This window comes from Pedobacter yonginensis (genome assembly GCF_003173595.1).
Classification (GTDB): domain Bacteria; phylum Bacteroidota; class Bacteroidia; order Sphingobacteriales; family Sphingobacteriaceae; genus Pedobacter; species Pedobacter yonginense.
In genome coordinates, this window is record NZ_QGNZ01000003.1 from 255,043 (window position 1) to 280,435 (window position 25,393).

The window sequence follows — 25,393 nt, forward strand, 5'->3', positions numbered from 1 at the left end:
GCTTTTTGAATATCTTTTTGTAGGGCGCTTAAATGTATAACCATTTGGTTTTTAACTTTCTCTAAAACAATTTAAGCTTTAAGTAGCTTTTAATAGCATGAGGATATTAAAAGCACTATTAGCAGATTTTGCGGGCGCTGCTGCACTAAACATTTTGCACGAAACCGTTAGAAGGTTTGATAAAGACGCTCCAAAAGTGCATCGAATTGGTGAGGAAGCGCTATCTAAATCATTACACAAAATGAATTTAAGCGCACCCACCGGCGATCATCTATATCTAGCAACCTTGGCTAGCGATTTGGTAAGCAATAGCCTCTATTTCAGCGCGATTGGTTATGGAAAGGATAAGAATGTTTATTTAAAGGGTGCTTTAGCCGGACTTACTGCTGGTTTCGGTGCGATAAGTTTACCTAGTAAACTGGGCTTAGATGATGCGCCCGTTACCAGAACGGATAAAACCAAAATATTAACAGTTTCTTGGTATTTAATTGGTGGATTGGTTACCGCTGCTGTACTAAACAGATTGAATAAAGATTAACGTTAAGTATGCAAAAACGAGATCATCTTTTTAAACTTTGTAGCTTGCTTTGTATTTTATCGCTCTTTGCATGTAAGGCAGGCACAGTAAATCTATTTAAAGCGGCTTCTCCTCATGAAGCCTATCAGAGAAAACTCATTAGTGCTGGCTTAGATAAAACAGCCATGGGTAGTGCCTGGATTCAATCGGCAGAAATTGGATTGCAGAAACCTGTATCGATAACCATACCCTTTAAAGAGACAGGATACTTTGCCGCAGAAAAAGTACCAGTTGCTACCTACCGTTTTAATGCTGTAAAAGGGCAAAAGATTAACATTTCCTTGAGCCAAAAACCAAGCAAGGGTACAATGGTTTATGTAGATTTTTGGCTTTTAGCCAATACAAACACCCCAAAATTATTGGCTTCAAGAGATACGCTTGGAAACAATATTCAGTTTGACATTGATGAGAGTGGAGATTATTTGGTGAGGCTACAGCCTGAGCTTTTACAGAGTGTTGAATATACGCTGGAAATAACAACAGGACCATCTTTGGCTTTCCCGACCTCATCGAAAAGCAGTAGTAGTATTAAGAGCTATTGGGGCGATGGAAGAGACGATAATGCCAGAAAGCATGAAGGTGTAGATATTTTTGGTCGCTTTCGAAGCCTTGTATTGGCCATTGCGGAGGGTACGGTGACACGTGTAAATGAAAATAATTTGGGTGGCAAAGTGGTTTGGCTTCGCCCGAAGGGCAAAAACTACACCCTTTATTACGCCCACCTAGATGAACAAATTGCAATTGAAGGGCAAGAAGTTAAAATTGGCGATACTTTAGGTTTAATGGGCAATACCGGTAATGCTAAAACAACGCCTACTCATTTACACTTTGGCATTTATGAATTTAGCGGTGCGGTAAATCCACTTCCATTCATCAACCCTGTATCGAAAACACCTGCTGCCATATCAGCATCACTGACTAACTTAAATAAAACATTAAGGACCGTTTCTGTTGTAAAGTTATATGCTAATGCATCCGCTCAAGCGAATGTTATATCTTCACTACCCACAGGTACAATTGTAAACATAAATGCGGCAAGCAGCAACTTTTATAAAAGTGAGTTACCAGATGGCCGGGTAGGCTTTATCAAAAACGCTGATCTATCTCAAACCACCAAACCTTTAAAGCAATTAAAAATTAAGGCTAATCAAACTACATTATACAATCGTCCAGATTCTTTAGCACCAAAAAAATTAAATTTGAGGGAAGGCGAAACGGTTAGCGTTTTAGGTACCTTTGGCAATTACCAGCTGATAAACAATGAGAATATGGAAATTGGCTGGATTACTAAATAGCACCACAAATTATGAAGATGTACCAACAAGCAATTTCCTTAATGGAAAGAAGGCGTGGCTTCCATTTAATTACGGAAGAAATCTTAAATGCTTTACCACAAATTAGAGACATTCAAATTGGCATGTGCCAAGTTTTTATACAGCATACTTCGGCATCCCTCACAATTAATGAAAATGCCGACCCAACGGTTAGGGTTGACTTCGAAATGTTCTTTAACAAAGCTGTTCCAGAAAATGATCCTGATTATGAACATGATTATGAGGGATCAGACGATATGCCTGCTCATTTAAAAGCGGCTATGCTTGGCAGTTCAGTAAGCATCCCGATCAGAAATGGAAGATTGGCTTTGGGCACTTGGCAAGGCATTTACCTCTGCGAACATCGTAATTATGGTGGCCAAAGAAAACTAGTTATTACCGCTTGGGGTGAATAATGCTATTTCTCAATTCCAGGGTGGTTATCTTGAATTGAATTATTTCCGGTTTCAATTTCTACTTCTTTTGTGGTTACGGCATAGTGCGATGGGAAAATTTCTGATCCATACGCTACTGCATAGGCCTTCGTAAACTCTGCTCCAAAATATAAAATGATCGAGGAATAATAGGTCCAGAGAAGTACCACAACTAATGAACCAGCTGCGCCATAGGTACTGCCCACATTACTTTGGCCAATATAAAGCGATATGGCAAACTTGCCTGCCATAAACAGTAGTGCGGTGACCACTGATCCGGCGATAACGTCTCTCCACTTAATAATGGCATCTGGTAAAACTTTAAAGATTACTCCAAAAATTAATGAGATTACAGCCAGCGTAACCACTTGGTTAAGTACATAAAATACAATTACTGAAACATCTGCATATCGCATTTGTAAGCTTTTACTAAAGGTATCTAAAATGGTTGTTACCCCTAAAGAAACCAATAGTACAAAGCCTAAACTGATAATGACCGAAAAAGAAAGGAACCGATTCTGTAGCATTTTTAACCAGCCTCTTTTCGGCTTAGGTTTCAATCCCCAGATGGTATTTATAGAATCTTGGATGTCGCCAAAAATAGTTGTTGCACCAACCAGAAGCGTAATTAGGCCAATGGTAAATGCGACTGTACCTTTACCGTTTAAAGAAGCATTTTTTATAATTTGCTGAAGTTGTAATGCACTCTCCTTGCCTAAAAAGCCATCCAATTGACTATAAATTTGTCCTTCTGCGGCTTCCCTACCTAAAAATATTGCACAAAGTGAGATGATTACAACTAACAAAGGTGCCATCGAAAATACGGTGTAATAGGCTAGTGAACCACTTAGCTTAGTAACTTTGTGGTCTCCGAAACCAGTGAATGATGCTTTTAAAATGCCCCAAATTCCTTTGAAAGTTATTTTTTCCTTGGCCATAAAATTGATAAGATTTTGTATTAACGTTAATAGTTTCTTACAGTTTAAACCTTATAATTTATGATTTGTTTGGGAAATGATTGGTTATTGACTCCTGCCCCATAACAAACTTGCCAAAAGCTTTTCGAGATTTGCAATAGGATTTTACGAAGTCACAGTTGTTTGAAAGGTGGGATTTGATAGACGTGATGTTGATGATTCACCAAACATGGAAGCCAAAATTGTAGCACTAATGTAACTGCTCCAAACCCGATTGAACGGAAAGCCACAATTTTTCATTGTGCTTGGAGGTAAAGCGGGACTGTACTAACATTAAAGCACAGGAACCTGCTTTACCTAACCTTTTCTATACAACGAATTGAGTGGAAGATTGCTTCTTGATGGCATCTTGCCAAGCCGCTGCGTACTTAAATATTTAGGCCTAAATTATAAAACGATGTATTCTATTTCTCTTTGATAAAGGCGACTAAATCGTTAACTAAAGTTTCCGAAACACTTACCGGAATTTGGTATTGTGCTGCGCTTGCTTTTTCGGTTTGTGGGCTTAGCAAGTGGTTTAATTCTGGATAGTATTTAAGCTTAGCGTTTTTCTTTTTGCCTAAAGCGTTGTTCCAAATATCGAAATCCGTTTTAGTTACTTGAAAATCGTTGCCCCCTTGGATGACGAAAATTCTTTGCTTGCTTAGTTTTTTGGCGGTACCAACTTGGTCGAAATTGTTTAAATCGATCCAGTAACTTGCTGGTAATCCTAAAATTGCAGAGTCGGGTTTAATGGTTTTACCCAATTGTTTTATTCTGCTTTTTTCGATGTCCATAATTGCAGTATCGAGTCTTTTTCTATTCAGCTCAGTCGTATCTTTGGATAAGGCAAACATATATTTGTTCTGGTCAATCACCATATCTGTAAAAGCTCTGGCTGGTGCTGCGGCTAAAATAATGCCGCTTAAATCTGGTGAGAGCGTGGCAATTCTTGGAGCCAACATCCCGCCCAAGCTATGTCCAAACACATAAATATTTTTTAAATCGGCGTTCGCAATGGTTTTTGCCAATTCTACTGCCGCAACGGCATCATCCATAACTTCTTCTTTAACGGTAAATGCTCCGCTAAACTCATTGGCATAAATTAAAGTTCTTTTAACGTAACGTAATGATGCAATTCCTTTACTAGCAAGCCCTAAAGCTAAATCTTTAAAAGGTTTGTTTGCGCCAACGCTTTCATCCATATCGGCAGGACCAGAACCGTGTACCATAACCACTACAGGGAAATTTTTAATGTTTTTTGGTGTGGTAATGATTGCTGCAAGCTGATGCTTCCCTGAGGTGAGATATACTGATTTTTCGGTGTATAAATTGGTATCGGCATATGCGGGTTTTAAATAGTCTTTTACGGTTTGTGCGGGTACCAAGAATAGACCAACAATTTTTTGTTCTTTATTAAAACCTACTAAGAAGTTTTGGCTTCCGTTCGCAAATTTTCCTTCTACCGTTACGGAAAAGTATTCTCCTTGGGTTTTACTTTGAATAGCATCTAGATATTCAGCTTTCCCTAACTTTGCACTGATATCTACCCAGAGTTGCTTTAAATTTTCTTCGGTTACTTTCGATTTCATATTTTCATCAAAGTATCCGCGTGCATCGGCAAATTTTTCTTCTTGCATTAATGCAAAAAAATCGTTTGCTCCTTTAAATAGACTGATTACGTTCTGTGAAAATGCTACTGTAGAAAATAGCAATGCAACAAGAAATAAAATACTCTTTTTCATGTATTTATGAGGTGTTTGGTTGGGTTGATTTATTTATAACACATCAAAGTTAATAATATTTACCATCGAAATTTTTAAAAAACAACTATATTTTTAGTTTTAACTATTTTTAACACTTTATTTTATTTTTTCAGCTGTATGGTTAACCGTTATGGTTTAGCTCAACAAAGACCAAAAAAAAGGAACAGCGTTGAAACTGTTCCTTTTAAATATATGATGGAGTTGAGAATTTTAGTTTTTTGTTGTAGTGAAATCAACCGGTTTCTTTTCGAAGGATGAATTGAAAACTTGATGGGTTTTAGGTTTTAAGATTAGGTATAATCCGAAACCGATTAAAAATACGGCTGTTGTAATTTTTGATAAGGCAAAATCGAAAATGGTGATGTCTTTAAGTGTGAATATGCCGCCTATGATGGTTAAGGCTAGCCATCCTCCGCCCGTAAAGTTGCGGCGATAACCCATCCATAAGCCTGCGCCAAGCATTACCGTGTGCCAGCTTAAAATCCAATGTGGTAGATCAAGTCCGATGGTTCTGAGTAAGAAAACGGATCCGATAACAAGGACTAAAATGCCTAATCCTAATTGTTTGTCTGCTTGATTTTTTTTGATGAAGGTTTCCATGACGTTTTGTTTTTATATTCAAATGTAGCATGAATAGCAACGCTTGAGAATGGATTTTCCTTCAATATGATTGATTTATCGGTGAGTAAGATAAAACTATCGGTTAAAATATTTTAAAGAATTTTGAAGGTGGAAAATGTCGGTGAAAAAGATTTCTTATACTCGCTTGGTTGCACATTAAAAATTTAGAAACGAGAAAATATGCCCCTTCTAACGCATGCGTATGCTTTTGCGTTGGTGCTAACCAGTTTGCCCGTACTTCCATCGGATGGTTATCGTGGCGTAAAAACCGAATCTTTATTGCCGAAGATTTAGCTATAAAAATAGAAGAATAGGATGATTTGCATTTTTTTTAATCCATCGGCTCTTCCTATTTGTCTGCCAGAGCCATCATACACTCTATCGCCATCAATTCGACCCACTTGCCGGCCAGAACTATTGTAGAGTCTATCCCCATCAACCCTTCCCATCTGTCTCCCCGATCCATCATACAACTTATCCGCATCTACCCGTCCTATCTGCCTTCCAGAACCGTCGTATATTCTTTGGCCATCTACTCGCCCAATTTGCCTTCCAGATCCATCATAGTATCTGTCGCCATCTACTCTTCCAATTTGCTTTCCTGACCCATTATACATTCTTTGTGCATTTACAAATCCAAATGTGAGTAGCAGGGCTACCAAAATCAATAATTTTTTCATTTTTTCTATTTTTTTAATTTGTCCTAAGTCGTTAAGAGACTGACCATTGGAATTAAAGTTGGGATAACCGGGACGTAAAAAAATAGGATGATTTGGTGTTGTTAAATGTAGTAATTAGGGCGCTGAAATCAAAAAAAAATTATGTTCTGTGTGTTACCGAACATGGCTTAAATGGTTTTGCTACTCGAAAACCACCACTCCATTACCGCCAGCCATAATTACTTTATTGGTTAGTCCGATAAAAAGGCCGTGTGCCAACAAACCATCTATTTGGTTTAAGGCTTCAGCAAGGTGTTCTGCTTGGGCAATTAAGCCAAAATCGGCATCGATAATGAAATTGCCGTTATCCGTAATAAATGGTTTTTGATTTAACAGCCTTAAGGTGCTTGTGCCATTAAGCTTGGCTACCTGATCCATCACATATTGCAGCGCCAATGGAATAACTTCTATAGGTACTTTAAATGCGCCTAACTGCGCTACTTTTTTAGATGCATCGGTAACAATGATTCTGTTTTTACTTAGAGATGCAATGATTTTTTCTCTAAACAATGCGCCACCACCTCCTTTAATTAGGTTTAGCGATTCTGTAAATTCATCGGCTCCATCTATACTGATATCTATTGAACCGAGTGTTTGAAGATCAAGCATTTGAATTCCATAAGATTTGGCTAAATCTTCTGTTCTTTTAGAACTTGCCGCGGCGGTAATTTTTAAACCTTTAGCTACTTGCTTCCCGATTTCTTCTATGGCAAATGTAGCTGTAGTTCCTGTACCCAAACCAACAACGTCTCCATTTTTAATCAACTTTACGGCTTCGAGTGCTGCTACTCGCTTTTCTGCATCTTGCTGGGTTTTATCTATGGTGCTCATGGAGTAAAAATAAACAAATTTGCGCTATGGGAAGCAAACAGCCACAATAGAAAATCACGTTGAAATAGATTGGGCTGCAAAGAAGAAATATTTTAAAAAAATATTGTGCAGGGCAATAATTTGGTTTTAGAACGTTTATGTATATGAGAGCGTTAATTTAGATGATGGGGATTCTGCAATAGTGGAATCCCCATTTCTTTTTTAAAATCTTACCATAAGGCTAACACCATATGTTTTAGGGTTACCCAAATGCGCAGCTCCAAAATCGTAGGCGTAATCAATGTAGGTTCTATTGCCTAAATTTCTACCCCACAAAAACAAATCGAAATGCTTTTGTGTAACTCCAATCTTGGCGTTATAGAGGTTATATCCTTTTTGTTGGATGTTGTTGCCTAAATCGTAAAACTGATTTCCTGTAAATGCCCACTCGCCGCGTGCTACCAAATTTAGTTTAGAGGTTTTATCTACCTCATAACTATATTGTAAAGCCAACATGGATGTTAAGTTTGGCGTATATAATTGTCTGTTTCCATCTAAATTTGCAATTGCGCCGTTTTGTGGCAACTGAAGTGAGGTATATTTTGCATCTGTGTAACCGAAATTATAGTCCACATTAAATCCTTTAAAAGGTTTGGCAGATAGTTCTGCTTCAAGACCCTTACTGGTTAACTTACCTGCGTTTCTGGTTACGGTGACTGCATCTGGCAGAATTAACACTGGCACTTGGGCATCCGTTAAGCGAATATAAAATGCAGAAACATTGAGGGTTAAAAGATTATTGAGGAAGGTATTTTTTGATCCGATTTCGAAATTATTGCTGTATTCTGGTTTGTATGAAACCAATGGTAAAACAGATGGATCTGAACCCAATTGAGTAATGCCACCTGCCCGATAGCCTCTGCTGTAATTACCATAAAGGTTGTTGTTTTCGGTAATAGCATAGGCCAATGTAAATTTCGGTGAGAAAGCTTTAAAATTGGCTGTCGAGCTGGTATCGTTCTGGGTGGTGATTGGCTCCATACCATCCATTAAAAATTGGCCTAAAGCACTTTGCTTCTTATGTTCGTAATCATAACGCAAACCTAAAGTGGCCTCTAACTTTTCCGTTAAGGCGTAAGAAACTTGCCCGAAAGCGGCTAAACCATAGCTCTTACCTGTATTGGTATTTAAGCTGGTTACATTAGGGAATGGTGCGCCAAGTAACGGGCCGTCGGCTCCAAAAAAAGTACCCTGCTTTACTGGATTGTATTGGTGGAAACCGTACAATCCCGCAAGCCATTTGAAACTGGATGTACTTGAAGCTGGCGAACTGAATTTAATTTCTTGTGTATATACCTGTACCTTGTTCCAATCTTTACCATAATTATTGATGATGGAAACGCCATCAATGGGAGAAAAATCTCCATCGATGGGTTGGGTGTAATATCTGTAGTTGGATTGATAGGCGGTTTGCGATGAGAAATTGAAGGCATCTCCAGAATAATTTGCCGATAAAGAAGTGTTAAACAAATTATCAACCATTTGTGTGGTGGCATTTTGATTTAACTGAAAGGGATTTGTAAGCGCCTCTTCTACTGAACCTGCGAGCGGAAATGTGCCATTATTTCTGTTTTCGTTGTGTTTTACATTTAACGTTAAGGCAAATTTAGAACTGGCTTGAAACTTTAAATAATAATTACCCAGGTAGCCATGCAGTTTGTCGAATTTAGAGTTGTTAAACGTGTTGGTGTAAAAACCGTTTTGTTTGTTATACAATCCGGCAGCGCCGAAAAATAATTTATCTTTAATTAAAGCGGTACGAATACCTGCGCTGTAACGCTGTTGGCCAAAATTTCCGATATCTATCCCAGCAAAGCCATTTGTATTATTGGTGGGTTGTTTAGTTACGATGTTGATTACGCCACCCATTGCATTTCTTCCGTAAAGCGTTCCTTGCGGGCCACGAAGTACCTCAATTCTTTCTATATCAAATAAGGAAGCAATGTAAGTATCTAAACCAAACTGATTTACGCCATCAATATAGGTTGCCACAGCAGGGTCGTATGAAGTTGTGCCAATACCCCTAATTGAAGTTACATTTCTACCATCTCCCGGATTACTGCTGTACAAATTGGGAACGATGGTGGCCAAATCACGAGTATTTTGAATGCGGTAATCGTTTACTTTCGTTGCTGATAAGGCAGTAACGCTCATAGGAACGTTCTGAATGTTTTCCTCTGTTTTTTGTGCAAAAACTGTTACTTCATCGAGCTTTAAGTTGGCATCTGCCAATACCACATCTAAATTTTGATTGTTGGTAATGGTTTTAATGGTGGTGGCATAACCTATGGCAGAGAACCGAATGCTGAGCTTGCCGGCTGGAACCGTATTAAACTCGAAATTGCCATCGGCATTGGTTGTAGTATTTAAGTTGGTATTTAAAATTTGTATGCTTATTGCGGGTAAGGCAACATTTTTACTGTCTTTAACTGTTCCTGATAATTTTTGCTGTGCATTCGCTGCAAAGCTGAAGATTATACTAAGGCATATCAGAGATATGATTTTTTTCATTTCAATTTTTTTAAATAGAAACGGTCGGTGTTTCCACCAACCGCACTAAACTAACAATTAACTAATATTTATTTTAAAGAATTAATCCAAGCTGCAATTTTTAAAGCTTCTGCTTTGGTTACTTGTGGCATTGGTGGCATTTCTGTTGAATAACCCGGCCAGTTTTGCGGTTGTGGGTTGTGAATCAATTGGTAAATTTTATCTCCAGAATACTTCCTTTTTGCGATTTCTACAAATGGAGGGCCGATTTGCCTTTTTGTTGCGTTATGACAGGCCAAACATGTGTTTTTGGTTAACAGGCCTTCTACTTCTTTAAAAGTAGGGGCTTTTGCTGCGGCAAGAACAGGTTTTGCGGCTACTACTTTTGATTCTGGTGCTTTCGCTGGCACTTTTGGGGTTGCGGCTTTTTTTGCTGCCGCAGATGTTGTTGGTACTGATTCAGAGTTGCGTGTGCTCACTTCCTTTAACGACAATTTATTTCCATCAGGAATTTGGTTTAGCGTGTAAAAAGCAACCGGATGAATTAATGAGTAGAAACCATCTTGCGATCTTAAGCCATCCAAGGTTAGGGTATGGATGTAATATTGACGAAGATTTTGAACAATGATTCTGGCTTTTAAACCATCGGCTGAAACCTTAACACCAGATATTTTTAATTTTTCTGTGTTTACAGGTGGGGAACCATATACTGGGTGATATTTGTAAATGAAACTTTCTGCTGAATAGGATGCCAAATCTTCGGCAGATTTACGATCAACAGGTTTTGTAAATTCGATTTCGAAGCCATCAGGCATTGCTCTTACGGCTTTCATTTCGAAAGGAATTTTATTGTTGTACACCAACCTTTCTAAACCTTCATTGGCATCGCCTGCAGATCCCCAACCCCGGTTGGTTTCGCCTACGAATAAAGAACCATCTGTTCCCCATGCCAACCTTAAAACGCCTGATCGGAAACCTTTGCGGAATAAGAATGATGCGCCTTGCTCCTCGCCTTTTACGGTTTCCATAAAAATTCGGGAAATGATACTCATCCCTTGGTCGCCCACTAAGATTTGTCCGGCAAATGGCCCAAAACTATTGGCAGGAATTTTAACAGGCTCAGAGGAAGAAATTCCTAAAATACCGTATGGCAACCAAACGGCTGGCAAACGCAATTCTGGAAATTCCTTTTTCATTTCGAAAAGGGTTTTGAAGGTTTCGTTAACTCTATTTTCTGGTTTGATGTAACGGCCTTGTTCGTTTTTGATTCGACGTTCATCCATTTTAGAATAGAAGAAATCGGATTGCAACTTAACTGGAGAATCTGACCTGCTGGTCCAACGTAAACTTGCAGGGTGCCCCATAAAATCGCCTTTGTTTACTTTCCATAAACCACCAGAACCTACCCAATCGCCCTGATTTTCGGTATAATAAAATTGATTATCTAACATACCAATTCCTGCTGGCGAACGGAAACCTGCTGCATAAGGAGTCATTTTCCCATCCTCTGTAATGTTCATTGCCCAACCACGCATGGGTACGCGGCTTTCGGCTCTCCACCATTCTTCATCGCCAAAGGCAACGTTTGCAGTTACTAAAAAGGTACCATCGGCAGCTATTTTAGGCCCGAAACTATATTCGTGGTAATGACCACTTAAAGGCCATGCATAAACGGTTTCATACACATCGGCTTTGCCATCCATATCTTTATCGATAAGTTTGGTTAATTCGCCTCGTTGTGCAACGTAAAGCGCACCATCTTTATAAGCTAAACCCAAAATTTCGTGCAAGCCATAAGCAAATCTTTTCCAATAGGGTTTAGTGCTTGTTGGGTTTTGTACAATGTAAACTTCGCCTCTACGGGTAGAAATTCCTAAATCGCCATTTGGAAGGGTAACTAAGCCACCCACTTCTAAAATTGGCCCTTCGGGCACTTTTACTTTATTTATCCTGAAAAAATCTTCTTCTTTCGGTGTTTCTTGTGCAAAAAGTGTAGAAAAACTTAAACTTAATGCAAGTATCGTTAGTGTTTTAAATGTGTATCTCATCATTATTCAGATTAAAACAAAATGGCATAAGTTAACTTAGTGCCAATGGCTACAATAATTTCTTTCTTTCCATCCACATCTCTAATTATCGGTTTTGAGGCGCCTTCAGGGAATTGTAGATAGTAAGATTTATCGTCAATTAGGTATAAACCTTTTGATACTTCTTCTACATTTGATGCCGTAGCCAAAAGAAAATATAAATCTTTTGATGGTTTATCTACAGAAATTTCTCGGCTTAAACCTTGGCCATTATCCATAACCTTAACGGCATCGGTAACATTTGTGCCGTAGATGATGTACTTAAATTCTGGTCGTTCTTGATTATCCAGCACATAACCTTTTGTGCGAAAACCTGTTCCTGCTGTATCCGGAATCCATTTATCTTTATCGCTGGCTAAGCGTGCAATGGCTAAAACTGGTTTTTTGGTTAGGCGGGTAATGCTGCCTAGCGGACGAGATGTTCCGTTACCGCGATCGTGCCACATTGGTGTTGCATCGATAAAACCGCCGTGCCATCCTTGTAAAAGGGTGCCGTTATCTAAATCGTAACTGTAAGCTACTTTTTCTGGGCCACCTACAGAAATTGCATGCACCGAACGCACGCCTGGCACAACATCAATAAAGCTGCGGATCATGTTGTTGCTCGTTGCATCTACATAAATGGGATCATCATCATTACCTTGATTGTTTCTTGGCATTTGAGTAAGCGGTGTAATCTCGATATTTTTAAAGGCTACCGATCCATGATCGCCTTGGAGGCGCAATGGGCCGGTGGCTTTTTCTGCGCCTGCTGCTCCTCTCGTTGCGCCAAACAATTCTACATTTTCGTGTATGGTAATTCCATTTAACTCTACACTGATTATTTTTGCATTCTGAACTTTTTCGGCTCCGTTAAATTTTGGTGCTTGAAATACAATTTTAATGTGTTGCCATAAACCTGGTGCTTTGCTAGCATTTTGACGTGGTGCAATACCACCAAATCCTTTTTCTCCATCAGGTTTTGAGTCGTTCCAACGTTCGTAAATGCCCCCATTATTTGCTGATGTGGAATTTCTTAAACCCCAAGCATCATCAATTTGAATTTCATAATTGCCTTGCAGATAAATTCCGGAATTGGTTCCCTTTGCGGTTAAATAATCAAGTTCGATTAAAGCATCGCCAAATTCGGTGTTGGTATATAAATCAGACCCTGCGCTTTTTGCAGACGACTCATTGATCAGAATACCTGTGCCTTTTGTGGTTTTTAATGTGTTTTCTTTGTTTAATTCGGCAAAAACATTTCCTGCTAATGACCATGATTTTGCGGGATTTTTAAATGCAGAAAGATCTTTAAGATCTACGCGCTGGCTGTAGGCCAGTAAGGTTCCGCTGAGCCAGAGTATGGTTACGCAACCCGCCTTTAAGACGTTCAATTTCATATTTGGTTTGTTTGTTATTAGCCTGTTATGACTAATTATATTTAGCTTAAAATTTTCGGGTGAAGCATTCCTCCACCCGAAAATAGATTTTATTTTTCAGTTGATAACGAATATGGGAAATCAACAGGATTTGAACCTCGGGTTTTGTTTGGCGCTGCCGTCATGTTAAAGTTTAACACCGCTCCATTTTGCAAACCGCTATGGCTAATCCAGTTTTTAGAATACGGCTTTCCATTTAACTGCAACGATTGTACATAACGATTGCTATCGCTATTTGCGCCTGCGTTAATCACTACTGTTTTACCGTTTTCTAAAGTAAGGGTTATCTTTTTAAACAATGGTGCACCCAATACATACTGATCTGTCGCAGGGGTAACTGGATAAAAGCCCATGGCTGAGAATACATACCATGCAGAGGTTTGACCGTTATCTTCATCGCCACAGTAACCATCTGGGGTTGATTTATACATTCTGTTCATGGTTTCTCTAACCCAATATTGAGTTTTATAGGGTGCGCCACCATAGTTGTACAGATAAATCATGTGTTGGATGGGTTGATTTCCGTGTGCATACTGACCCATATTTGCAATTTGCATTTCGCGAATTTCGTGAATTACACCGCCATAAGCACTTTCATCAAATACAGGAGGCATTGAAAACACTGAATCCAGTTTGGTTACGAACTTTTCGTGTCCACCCATTAGTTTGGCTAAACCATCCACATCTTGAAAAACAGACCAGGTGTAGTGCCAGCTGTTTCCTTCGGTAAAGGCGCCTCCCCATTTAAAAGGACTAAAAGGCGTTTGGAATGTACCATTTTGATTTTTGCCACGCATTAAGCCAGATGCAGGATCAAAAAGGTTTTTGTAATTCATAGCTCTTTTTTTGTAAATATCGATTTCTGATGCGGGTTTACCCAATGCTCTTCCCAATTGATAAATGGTAAAGTCATCGTAAGCATATTCCAGGGTTTTGGCCGCGTTTTCATTCTTTTTAACATCAAATGGAACGTAACCCAACTCATTATAATATTTAACACCATCGCGACCTACAGCGTCCATTGGTCCTTCATTATTGGCGCCATGTTTAACAGCATCCCATAGCGTGTTAATGTCGTAACCACGCATTCCTTTGATGTAAGCATCGGCCACTACAGAAGCGGAGTTGTTACCCACCATAATGTTGGCGTAACCCGGACTGCTCCACTCTGGTAACCAACCGCCTTCTTTATAGTCGTTAATTAAGCCTTGCTGCATCTCCTTATTGATGGATGGATAAACCAAGTTTAAGAAAGGATATAACGCTCTAAATGTATCCCAAAAACCGGTTCCTGCAAACATGTAACCAGGCTTTACTTCGCCTGTGTACGGGCTCCAGTGCACGATTTGGTTTTGAGCATCTACCTCGTACAATTTATTTGGGAAAAATAAGGTACGGTACATGCAAGAATAGAAGGTACGGGTTTGATCGATTGTGCCGCCTTCTACAGCAATTTTACTTAAAGTTTTGTTCCAAACGGCTCTTCCTTTTGCTTTTGTAGCATCGAAACCATCATTTTCCAATTCTCTTTTGAGGTTGATTTCTGCTTGCTCGAAACTGATAAATGAAGATGCTACCTTGGCGGTTACTTGTTCGCCTTTTGCGGTTTGAAAACCAATTACGGCACCAGCGTGGTTTACGGTTAATTCTAAATCCTTATCGTTAAGTTTTTTGTCTTCCCAAGTTTTTGCCAGTTTGAAATCTTTATTGAAATAGATTACAAAGTAGTTTTTAAAGTTTTTAGGCAATGGGCCGCGTGCATATTTGGTTGTATAACCGATAATTTTGCGTTCTGTTGGGATAATTTTAATGTATGAGCCTCTATCTTGAGCATCTACAACCACAAATGCGCTATCTGTTTTTGGGAAGGTAAACCTAAATTGGGCGGCTCTTTCTGTTGGGGTAATTTCTGTTGTTACATCGGCATCAGCCAAATAAACGCTGTAGTAATATGGTTTTGATACTTCTGCCTTGTGGCTAAACCAGCTGGCTCGGTCATCATCGGTAAATTTTAATTTGCCTGTTACTGGCATAATTGAAAAAGCGCCGTAATCGTTCATCCATGGTGAGGGTTGATGGGTTTGTTTAAACCCACGAATTTTATCGGCGTTGTAAACGTAGGCCCAGCCATCGCCGTTTTTTCCGGTTTGCGGGCTCCACATATTCATACCCCAAGGTAGGCCTATTGCCGGATATGTATTGCCATTTGATAAATCTGGTTTGGATTGCGTACCCATAAGTGGGTTTATCCAATCTACCGGATCGGTAATTTTGCCCACAGTTTGTGCAAAGCTGGTTGAAGCTGCAAAACTTAATAAGGCGATGAACAGTTTTTTCATTTTGTATATTTCAGTTTATGTGTTTCTATTTTGATTTTTCTAGTGAAGGGTTGCTTACGTAATCGCTCCAAAGTTCATCTAGGTTTTTGCCTGTTAGTTTTGTCCAAATGGCCGCGGTATAGGTATGGTCTCTTAAGGAATCATCAACGGCTTTAATGGTGCCGGGTTTAATGTATTTCTCTATCCAAGCAAAAAATCTGGCTGTAATTCTGTAGCTGTTTTTGTAGGAATGCTCTGGTTTTAATTCGGGTAAAGTCCAATCGGCACCTGCATTATCTACACCGAATTTATAGCGAGCATAATCGGCAATGCCTTCGGTTAACCAACCTGGACCTACACTTCTGCCATAATCTTGTACAATGTGCATTACCTCATGGGTTACCACGTCAATATCTTCTGGGTGATTAATCATCCAAATGGAGCTAAAGGTTACTTTACCATCGCTGGTTGCGGCTACGCCTTTATAGTTTGTATCCACAAAAAATTTAACCTGTTTCATGGTAGATGGGTTATATTCTTTAGCCAATTTAGGATACACTTCGAAAAAGGTTTTGATCAATCGCTTTTTCAATTGAGGATCTAATCCTGCAAAGTTGCTCTCAAAAGAAAGGGTATAGCCATTTTTCTTAATGGTTTCCTGAGCTTTTACTGATTTGAAGGGCAACCAAGCAAACGTTGCCAAAACGCATGAGAAAATTATTTTTTTCATTTAAATCTGTGATTTTTCGATTTTGGTTAGTTTATTGTTCCGCAAAATAAATATAATATGTAAAACGTTTTACTAAACATCGAAATTTTTTTTTATAACATTTTTGTTTTAGGCGTTAATTGATTGGTATGTATCATCCCAACAGCCCGCAGCACCAATTAAAGCGGCATTTTCTTTGAGTTCTGAAATTTTTATTGCGGCCTCGATTTTGTTCCCTCTTAGGGTTGCAACCAACTCTGGTGAGAACTCATCAAACGCTTGTGCAATATTTCCACCTATAATTACGATGTCAATTTTATGTTGTTTAATTATCGGGATTAGAAATTTTGCCAAATGGTTACCAAACTCCATAAAAACCCGAATGGCATTTTGATTTGATGGCCCTAAAGCAACCAGTTCTTTTACGCCAGGCAAGGTTGTATTGGTAAGTTGCTTATAGCGTTTAACAAACCATTGGGTAGAAAGATAATCTTCGGCAATGCCATTTAGAAAACTCGAATCCCAGAGCCCTGCGTCGGTGGCTTCATAATCTATACAAAAGGCCGATCCCAATCCTGTACCCAAAGTTAAGCCCATTACATTGGCATTTCCTTTTGCTGCACCTGCAAAAACCTCACCCTGTAAAAAACCTGCCGCATCGTTTATAAAACGAATGCACTCTGTCTGGATATTTAATCGGATGGCCAATTCTTGTTTTATATTAACCTGATATAACGCCTTAAACTTATCTTGATCTTTTATTAACGAAATGCCTTTCTCATAATCGAAAGGCCCGGGCATTGCAATCCCGATTCGTTTCTCTGTGCCATCATAGCTGTTAAAAGATTCTTGAATGATGGTTGCCCAACCTGTTAAAATGCTTTCTGCTGATCCGTTAGAATCAATAAAACTCCTTTTTATCGATTCTGATATTAAAGTTCCTTCGTTTAGGTTTACAATTCCTGTTGTGATGTGTGAGCCTCCAATATCTACGCCGAGTGCTACTGGCTCATTTTCTTCTTTTATCAAACTATCTTCTTTCATTAAAATACGGTATCTGCTCAATCTACTCAGTTATCAAATTTATCTCTTTCCCGCTCAATGTTTATGCTTTTTCGTTCATAAACGTTTTTTTACTAGCGCTGTTGGGGGTGCAACATGCGTAGCTGTTGTTTTAAAATGCCAAAAATAATGCTTTACCCCCTTATTTCAGGTAACATGATTGCTAATCTATATCGTTATTTTTTAGGTAAAGCGCCCAAAGTTCGTCGAGGCTTTTGCCTGTAATTTCTTTCCAAGTCTGTTCAGAATATGTATCGTACTTTAAAGCGGTGTTGAGCTGAAAAATAGTTGTTGATTCTTGATACTTATTCAACCACAGTAAAAATCTAGCTGCAACCCTATACCCTATTTTATAACTTTGCAAAGGATGAACCGAGGGCAAACTCCATGCCGCCGCTGCATTGTTAAGTCCATACTCAAACCGTCCACAATCTGCTAGGCCTTCAATTAACCACTCTGGCCCGAGCGCTTTAAAATCCTGCACAATGTGCACCAATTCATGCGTTACCAAATCTGTATCCTCAGGATGTTTCTGCATCCAAACAGCACCAATTAAAATCTTTCCATTGCCAGATATTGCCACCCTTGGATAATTAATATCAATAGAAAGGGTAACCCTTTTTTTTGCAGAAGGATTATAATCAGCAACCATTTTCGGGTAAACCTCAAAAAATGTATTGATGAGTTTTTGCCCCAATTCTTCAGCAATGAGATTGGAATTATCTAAAAAAACCAAAGTGTAATCGCCTCTTGTAATAACCTGCTCTTTTTGTGCTTGTACCTTACAAAATAATAGGAGGCAAAATAGGGAGAGCATTAATTTATATTTTTTCATGATTGTTATTTTGATTTCTTATCGCTGTATTTTAATTCTACGGATGGGTTTTTCCCATAATCATCCCAAAGCTGATCGACCGTTTTGCCTGTAAATGTTACCCACGATTGCTCTGTGTATTGATGTGCTCTCAATTGCTCATCGAGCTTCGCAATTAGGCCTGGTTTTACATTTTGTTCCAACCAAGCAAAAAAACGAGCAGTAATGCGGTAGCTATTTTTGTAACTCTGTTTCTCGTTATAGGCTGGCAAGCTCCATTTAGAGCCTACGTTATCTACACCATATTTATAGCGTACATAATCGGCAATACCCTCTGTTAACCAAACGGGGCCGGCAGAATATCCGTAACCTTGTACAATGTGCATGGTTTCGTGGGTTACTACATCAATATCAGTTGGATGTGCTTTCATGTAACCTGCGCTAAAAAGTATTCGGTTTCCACTGGCTTCTGCAACCGCTTTATAGGCAGTATCAACCACAAATAGCACGTCGTGTGTAGATTTTTCGTTGAAGGTTTTCACCAAAGTTGGATAAATCTCGAAATAGGTATCAATTAGGTTTTGTCTCACCGTGGGGTCTAAATTTGGATCTTTGCTAATGAAGGTAAGTTTGTAACCTTTATGCTGATTGGTACTGTATGACGACCAATTTTTTGCAAGCGCAGCCCAAAGTTCCTTATTTATTTTTTTTAAAGATTTTCCTTTAACCCAATCGCTGTTTACTTTAATTTCGCCTGCTTTTGCTTTGATGGTTTCGGTTTCTGGATTGGCCACTTCCAACACTACACTTCTTTTTGTTCTGTAGCCATCTGCATTCGCAAATATTGGGTATTGCAGGTTAAATGCGGCGGTTAAATTGCTTTTGGTTTCGGCATCCAATACATTCGCCGGGTCGTTAATCGCAATTTGAAAATCTCTGTTTCTTTGCGCAAATGCGGTAAAAGAGCAGGCCAACAAAATGAATACTAAAAATTTCTTAATCATGGTTTTGTTCTTTGTGTGTTTATAAACGGAAAAAAGAGATTCCAAATAACGGAATCTCTAAATTGAGCATTAATTAATAAATAATGTTTGGAAAATCTCTTTTTGCTTGAGCAAGCATGGGTGCCCAATCTGCACCTTTTTCGTCTTTCGCTCCAAAAGCGGTTAACGCTAATGGGGCTAAATCGGCTTTAGCTGCACCACTCCAAAAGTGAATAAACTCACCCAGGTTCATCTTTCTGGTGTATTGTTGATAGCTTTTACTCTGAACGGTTAATTGTTGTTTAGGGAAATTTTGAGATAGCAAGGTGAAGAAGCCGTTTAAAGCTTTTGCTTTTCCATAGTTTTCGTAAATGGGTAGAAACCAATTTTTAAACCATTGCGTACCTGCCTTCGGATAGCTATCGGTTGTGGTCATCATTTTATTATACCAGCGTTGTGCATCGGCAGTTCTTCCCAAACCCAAATACACATCATATTGATAAATTTCCATCCACTTACTGTCGTGCCAAATGTCGAAGGCGGGCGATTCTTTAACCCCCTTTGATGCTCCTTCTACAATGTGCCCAATTTCGTGGGTAGATAAATCGATGTCATTATCAACGCCAGTTGTCCAGGCATCTAAGCTATTGGCACCGCAATCTGTTACGTTTCTATAATCGTGGCCGGCATCTAAATAGGTGCCCGGATGTCCACCACTGTATTTACCCGAATGATAAATTACAAATAAACGGCTGTCATCACCAAATTTGCCATAGGTTTTTTTAGTGTAGTTCCAAGCTTCTGCCATATAGGTTTTTGGCCAGGCAATGGTTGGCTTAACATCACCATCGTAATACACCACTACGCTTGTATCGTAATACACTCGATTGAGCAGCTGAATGTGTTCAAACCAATGTTCTTTCCATGTTCTGGGCGGTGCATCGGGCGGATCAACTGCTTCTACAATTGGCGGTGCAGGCTTTATGGTTTCGATTTCCTTTTTGCCATTGCATGCAAGTAAAGCAAAAATCACCATGGTATATAAAGGGAAAATGTTTTTCATAGTAAGCGTATTATGAGTTAAAAAAAGCACCGGGCGCTTACCCGATGCTTCATTATTTTTACCAGCCTGTATTTTGTACAATAACAGGTACTTTTTGAATTTCACCGTTTGGTATTGGCCATAAATAGTGTTTCTTTTGGAAAACTCTATTTTCAGTTACCACCGGAGTATAAAATGCAGGTGCATTTTGTGAAATGTTTAAACCTCTAATTTGCGTATCAGTGGTTTCCGCAATCTTCCATTCTCTGGTGTAGAAATAACGATCTAACTCAAAGGCAAGTTCAACGCGTCTTTCTCTACGGATGGCATCTCTCATATCCGTTGGGATTGGGAGACCACCGCTTCCATACACTGGAATGCCTGCTCTGGTACGAATTCTGTTTAAATAGATTAGAATATCTGGGTCTGACGGATTCGACTCTTGCAAGGCTTCGATATAATCTAAATAAATTTCTGCCAATCTGATAGAGGTAAACAATGCTCTACCGCTTGTCCAACCGGCAACAGTTAAATGTTTTCTTGAAGTGTAACCTGTTTTGGTGTAATCGTTATTCGCAATTGCACCTTTACCTGCGTTACCGCTATTGGTAAAATCGGTAATGATGTTTGATTGCGGGTTAATCCACTTACGGCCGGTATAGGTAATATCTGCATAAAAACGTGGTTCGCGGTTTACATACATGTTGCTTACCATCCTTGGCGCACTTTGATCGTTTGGATCTGGCGCTTGAAAATTAGATGTTCCATTAGCCGTATAAGTTGGGTCGTTTTCAATTGGTAAGCCATTTGCAGTAAAAAATGCATCTACCAGTTGTTGCGATGGTGATAAGAATGAACCTCCTTTATCGCCACCGGAAGCACCGTTATGATTTGGCGCTAAAGAATACTGATAGAAGGTAACATCGCCGCCTCTTCCGAAAATAATTTCAGAATTCCATCCGGTTAAAAATACATCTCTGGTTGCAATAAATGCCCGGTTAAAAGCTGTATTTGGCAAGCCCGATGGCGTAGATGCAACAGTGTAAAGTGCATAGCTAGAATAATTCGGGTTGTTTAAGAACGCCTTTGCAGCAGTAGCTAATCTGGTCCATTTTGCAACATTGTAGGTTTGAGAAATTAATTGTTTACCGTCTTGGTTTCTCAAGTTAGCATAATCTGTATTTCCATTGAATAATGGACGAGCAGCTGTTAGCAATGTTTTAATTTTATAGGCCTCGGCAACAGATGCTGTGATGTGCCCATAATCTTCATTTGCTTGTGGCACAGCTGGTAAACGAGAGATGGTTGCATCTAATTCGCTCACGATGTAATCTACACACTCATCCATCGAGTTACGTGGCTTACTGATTACCTCAAGTGGTGCATCAGATGCAATTGGATCGTTTCCTAATAAAATTACCGGACCATATTGTCTGATTAAGTAATAGTAATAAATGGCACGTAAAGCTCTGGCTTCATTGTAGTAACGATTAACCAAATCTATACCCCCAATGTTACAATCTGTACATCTGGTTACATTTGCCATGAAAGAACTGGCGGCTTGAATACCACGATAGTAAGTTTGCCAGTGATAGTTTACGTTAGCGCTGGTAGCATCCCAAGCACCTGAGTTTACACTTTCGGTAAAATTAGGTAAGGTATAATCAGCTTCGTCAGAAGCGGCTGTCCATGGGCCAATGTTTCCTGAAGCGCTTGCCGAACGATCTTGATTTTGATCTGGCAAGGTAGAATACACGTTTGCCAATGCCTGATCTACAGTAGATTTTCTTTGATACAACTGATCAAAGGTAAGTCGATCATCAGGTACTTGATTTAAAAATTTCTTACAGCCAGAGTTGCTTACCAACAACAATGCGCCAACTGTATATATTAATATTTTTTTCATTCTTTTTATTTTAGAAGTTAGCAGTAAGACCTAAAGAATAATTAGATGTTAGCGGATATCTTGTTCCGTTATTGGTTAACAATTCTGGATCCCAAAGTTTAAATTTACTGATGGTGAATACGTTATAACCCGTTGCATAAATTCTGAGGCGTTTAATACCGATCGATTTTATGCCTTCTTTAAGTGTATAACCTAAATCTGCATTTTTTAACCTCAAGAAACTGATGTCGCGAAGCCACCAAGTACTTGCCTGATAATTGTTGTTGTTTGTACCACCGTATGATAGGCGTGGATAAACTGCATCTTGACGAGGGTTTGTTGGTGTCCAACGATCGGCCGCTACAGCTAACATATTACCCAAACCGCCTGAATTTGCAAAAGATGGAATGTTTAAGATGATGTCTGCATTATCCTGTCCTTGGAAAAACAATCCAAAATCGAAGTTCTTGAAGGTTAAAGAGAAACCGAAACCATAGGTTGTACTCGGTACATCGCCCCTACCAATTGCGGTTTGGTCAAATGAATCGATTTTGCCATCGCCATTTAAATCTTTGTACTTAATATCGCCCGGCATTAAGGTTCCGAATTGTGTTGGGCTAGCATTAATTTCGGCCTGCGAATCAAACAATTTTTCTGCGATGTAACCGAAACGGGTCGAAGCCAAAATATTAAGTCCTCTTTGCTCTAACCAAGGATAAGCTTTTGGTGCCTGATCGTTCTCGATTACCTTATCTTTATTGAAGGTTAAATTTGCTCTTAAGTTTAGCGACCAATCTTGGCCTAATTTCGCATCGTATTGTAGGGTTCCATCAATACCTTTGTTTTCTACAATCCCCAAGTTACCAATTGGGGTGTTGGCTAAGCCGATGTAGTTTGGTACCGTACCTCTGCTAATGAATTGATTCTCTCTTCTTTCTTTAAAGAAATCGACAATTAAGGATAGGTTGTTATTCAAGGTTTTCAATTCGAAACCTAAATCTTGTTTACGCGTTTCAGCCCAAGTTACATCTACACCATAAGCGGTTACACCTAAGCCACCTGGCGAAATGTTACCGTTCTGGCCAAATGTATAACCACTTGCACTACCTACTTTAGTTAAGTAATAGAAACGATCGCCTTCGCTACCTGCATAACCAGAACCGCTACCACCACTACCTACTATACCGTCAGAATAACGGAACTTAACCATTTGAATGGCATTTTTTAATGGTTCAAAGAATTTCTCATTTGATAGCAACCATCCCACACCTAATGCTGGGAAGAAACCATAGCGTTTATCTGGAGCAAAGTTTTCTGATCCGTTATAACCTACGTTAAATTCGAAGAAATAGCGGTTATCAAAGGCATAAGTTGCACGACTGGCTACACCTTGTAAACGGTATGGTAATGAAAGCGTTAGGTTACCTGCAAATGGGGTGGTATTATCATTTTGATTGTACAACAATAAACCACTTACCGCATGCTTACCAAAAGTACGGTTGTAGTTTACGGCAGCTTCAAAATATAACTTTTTATCTCCACCGTTACCTACGCCATAGTTTAAGAAATCCTGTCCCTGAAGGATAAGGCCATATTTATAACCTGAACTTGGATTACCCGGTACGATGTAAGGATCGTTAGGATTGATTCTGTATAATGTTTCTCTTTTCGTTCTCGCAATGGTATTGCTGTTGTTAATATCGAAAGAAAACATGGTGGTAACCGACAAACCCGGCGTAACTTCTTTTAAATCTTGAGTTAAGCGAAGATTTGAATAGAGTTGGTTGGTATATCCTGAGCTGTATCCGTTTCTGGTTACATCACCATAAGGGTTACGCTGATCTGCCTGCGGACTGATGCCCGGCAAGCTTCCGTTTGGATATAAAACAGGGAAAGATGTAGGGTTAATTAAAAATGCCTGACTGAAAATATCTTGTGCATTTAGGTTACTTGGAAATTTACTTTGCCCTAAAATACCTTTAATGCCCAAATCCATTTTCGTGGTTCCGGTAATGTCCCAATTTAAATTGGCACTTACGTTATAGCGGCTGTAACTCTGTTTTGTTGATGAGTTTACGGCTTCATCAGTTTTAAATAAACCATCTTCGCCATAATAACCCAATGAAACATAGTATTTTGCATTACTCACCCCACCAGAAAGGTTGGCTGTTGCTGATCTGTTTCTACCAAAATCGTTATAAATGGCATCAAACCAGTTTACATTTGGATAAAGTATTGGATCAGTACCAGCAGCTGTCCTTTGAACGGCATCTATCGAGTATGCTGGCGTAAATGCACCTGCTGCTCCACCTCTCAAATAATCAGAATATTTAGCTTCATTAGCTAAGTTCATATAATCTACCCCATCAATAAGCTGTGGTTTTTTAGTGAAACGGCTTATGCCTTCAAAATATTCTACATTAATTTTTGGCGAACCTGTTTTACCCTGTTTGGTGTTGATTAAGATTACTCCATTTGCACCACGAATACCGTAAACCGCTGTAGCGGCAGCATCTTTAAGTACAGTAAAGTTTTCTACATCATATACACTAATATCATTTAGGTTACGGTTAGGCACACCATCAATAATCACCAATGGCCCTCTATCGCCAGCGGTAAGTGATGAAATTCCACGGATAAAGATATCAGAGCCAGTTGCGCCTGGTTCACCATTTCTGCTTACGTTTACAACGCCCGGAATACGGCCAGCCAATAACTGACTCATACTTGAAACGGGTTGTTTCAATTCTTCGGCTTTAACAGATGATTGCGCTCCAACCAAACTCTCTTTTTTCTGTGTACCGAAACCTACAATTGCAACTTCTTGCAAGTTTGCACCAACAGTTTCTTTTAAGCTAACGTTGATGGCTGTTTGCGTACCAACGGTTATTTCTTGTGTATCATAACCTACATAAGTTACAATTAATACGGAATTTTGATCTGGAACGGTAATGGTAAAAGCCCCATTAACGTCTGCCGCAGCGCTGATAGAGCTTCCTTTTACCTTTACACCAGCACCCGGCAAAGGCAATCCTTTTTCATCTTTAATAATACCACGCACAACAATATCGGCTTTGGTTTTTGTAACCTCTACCGTACTGCTAATGTTAACAGCAGAAGCACTGGCCGTTGCAAAAATACCGCTGCTTAAAGCTAATGTTAAAGCGATAGCCTTAACCGCACGATCTTTAAGCTTGAGCCGGCCGGTAGTTATTTTTGTAATTCTTTTCATCATAATGTTTTGTTCTTAACAGATTTATTATTAGGTGTATTCGTCAGCTTGATTGTGTGTTTGGTTCAGGGTTAAATCTGAGCACAATCGTTTTTAC

Annotated in this window: 19 protein-coding genes; 3 read left to right on the top strand and 16 right to left on the bottom strand. The window is 39.2% G+C overall.

Translation table 11 applies throughout. The annotated features are described in order from the left end of the window. Nucleotides 1-97 precede the first annotated feature (97 nt). From DHW03_RS12755 to DHW03_RS12765, 3 genes are read left to right on the top strand one after another with little or no spacing between them, the layout of a single operon-like run. The gene (locus DHW03_RS12755; protein ID WP_109926235.1) at nucleotides 98-538 is read left to right on the top strand and encodes a hypothetical protein; all 441 of its coding nucleotides are present in this window, start codon (nucleotides 98-100) and stop codon (nucleotides 536-538) included. Nucleotides 539-546: 8 nt separating this feature from the next. Further along, the gene (locus tag DHW03_RS12760; RefSeq protein ID WP_109926236.1) at nucleotides 547-1,872 is read left to right on the top strand and encodes a M23 family metallopeptidase; all 1,326 of its coding nucleotides are present in this window, start codon (nucleotides 547-549) and stop codon (nucleotides 1,870-1,872) included. An 11-nt stretch (nucleotides 1,873-1,883) separates the two neighbouring features. Next, the gene (locus DHW03_RS12765) at nucleotides 1,884-2,306 is read left to right on the top strand and encodes a secondary thiamine-phosphate synthase enzyme YjbQ (protein WP_109926237.1); all 423 of its coding nucleotides are present in this window, start codon (nucleotides 1,884-1,886) and stop codon (nucleotides 2,304-2,306) included. Between the two features lie 2 nt (nucleotides 2,307-2,308). On the opposite strand, the gene DHW03_RS12770 is transcribed toward DHW03_RS12765, so the two are convergent. From DHW03_RS12770 to DHW03_RS12845, 16 genes are all read right to left on the bottom strand, one after another. After that, entirely contained in the window at nucleotides 2,309-3,262 is a 954-nt protein-coding gene (locus DHW03_RS12770; protein WP_109926238.1) for a YihY/virulence factor BrkB family protein, read from the bottom strand. A gap of 443 nt (nucleotides 3,263-3,705) precedes the next feature. Further along, on the bottom strand, nucleotides 3,706-5,025 hold the full coding sequence (locus tag DHW03_RS12775; protein WP_109926239.1) for an alpha/beta hydrolase: 1,320 nt from the start codon (nucleotides 5,023-5,025) through the stop codon (nucleotides 3,706-3,708). 231 nt (nucleotides 5,026-5,256) lie between these two features. Then, nucleotides 5,257-5,646 (bottom strand): LiaF transmembrane domain-containing protein, encoded by a 390-nt coding sequence (locus DHW03_RS12780; protein WP_109926240.1) that lies wholly within the window; start codon nucleotides 5,644-5,646, stop codon nucleotides 5,257-5,259. Between the two features lie 311 nt (nucleotides 5,647-5,957). Beyond that, nucleotides 5,958-6,347, bottom strand: a complete 390-nt coding sequence (locus DHW03_RS12785) for a 5-fold beta-flower protein (RefSeq protein ID WP_109926241.1) — start codon at nucleotides 6,345-6,347, stop codon at nucleotides 5,958-5,960. A gap of 180 nt (nucleotides 6,348-6,527) precedes the next feature. Continuing rightward, on the bottom strand, nucleotides 6,528-7,217 hold the full coding sequence (gene rpiA, locus DHW03_RS12790) for a ribose-5-phosphate isomerase RpiA (protein WP_109926242.1): 690 nt from the start codon (nucleotides 7,215-7,217) through the stop codon (nucleotides 6,528-6,530). A 201-nt stretch (nucleotides 7,218-7,418) separates the two neighbouring features. Beyond that, complete coding sequence (locus DHW03_RS12795) at nucleotides 7,419-9,767, bottom strand: TonB-dependent receptor (protein WP_109926243.1); 2,349 nt, start codon at nucleotides 9,765-9,767, stop codon at nucleotides 7,419-7,421. Between the two features lie 68 nt (nucleotides 9,768-9,835). Further along, entirely contained in the window at nucleotides 9,836-11,797 is a 1,962-nt protein-coding gene (locus DHW03_RS12800; RefSeq protein WP_240618530.1) for a c-type cytochrome, read from the bottom strand. Nucleotides 11,798-11,805: 8 nt separating this feature from the next. Then, entirely contained in the window at nucleotides 11,806-13,212 is a 1,407-nt protein-coding gene (locus tag DHW03_RS12805; protein ID WP_109926245.1) for a 3-keto-disaccharide hydrolase, read from the bottom strand. A gap of 89 nt (nucleotides 13,213-13,301) precedes the next feature. Further along, complete coding sequence (locus DHW03_RS12810; RefSeq protein ID WP_109926246.1) at nucleotides 13,302-15,590, bottom strand: GH92 family glycosyl hydrolase; 2,289 nt, start codon at nucleotides 15,588-15,590, stop codon at nucleotides 13,302-13,304. A gap of 25 nt (nucleotides 15,591-15,615) precedes the next feature. Continuing rightward, nucleotides 15,616-16,299 (bottom strand): basic secretory protein-like protein, encoded by a 684-nt coding sequence (locus DHW03_RS12815; protein ID WP_109926247.1) that lies wholly within the window; start codon nucleotides 16,297-16,299, stop codon nucleotides 15,616-15,618. A gap of 108 nt (nucleotides 16,300-16,407) precedes the next feature. After that, nucleotides 16,408-17,322 carry an ROK family protein gene (locus tag DHW03_RS12820; RefSeq protein ID WP_109926248.1) on the bottom strand — a complete coding sequence of 305 codons (915 nt, stop codon included), beginning with the start codon at nucleotides 17,320-17,322 and terminating at the stop codon, nucleotides 16,408-16,410. Between the two features lie 181 nt (nucleotides 17,323-17,503). Beyond that, complete coding sequence (locus DHW03_RS12825; protein WP_109926249.1) at nucleotides 17,504-18,175, bottom strand: basic secretory protein-like protein; 672 nt, start codon at nucleotides 18,173-18,175, stop codon at nucleotides 17,504-17,506. 5 nt (nucleotides 18,176-18,180) lie between these two features. Then, on the bottom strand, nucleotides 18,181-19,158 hold the full coding sequence (locus DHW03_RS12830) for a basic secretory protein-like protein (protein ID WP_109926250.1): 978 nt from the start codon (nucleotides 19,156-19,158) through the stop codon (nucleotides 18,181-18,183). Nucleotides 19,159-19,231: 73 nt separating this feature from the next. Then, entirely contained in the window at nucleotides 19,232-20,200 is a 969-nt protein-coding gene (locus tag DHW03_RS12835; protein WP_109926623.1) for a hypothetical protein, read from the bottom strand. Between the two features lie 58 nt (nucleotides 20,201-20,258). Further along, on the bottom strand, nucleotides 20,259-22,085 hold the full coding sequence (locus DHW03_RS12840; RefSeq protein ID WP_109926251.1) for a RagB/SusD family nutrient uptake outer membrane protein: 1,827 nt from the start codon (nucleotides 22,083-22,085) through the stop codon (nucleotides 20,259-20,261). Between the two features lie 10 nt (nucleotides 22,086-22,095). Then, nucleotides 22,096-25,299: a SusC/RagA family TonB-linked outer membrane protein gene (locus tag DHW03_RS12845; RefSeq protein WP_240618531.1), complete on the bottom strand. Its 3,204-nt coding sequence runs from the start codon at nucleotides 25,297-25,299 to the stop codon at nucleotides 22,096-22,098. Nucleotides 25,300-25,393 lie beyond the last annotated feature (94 nt).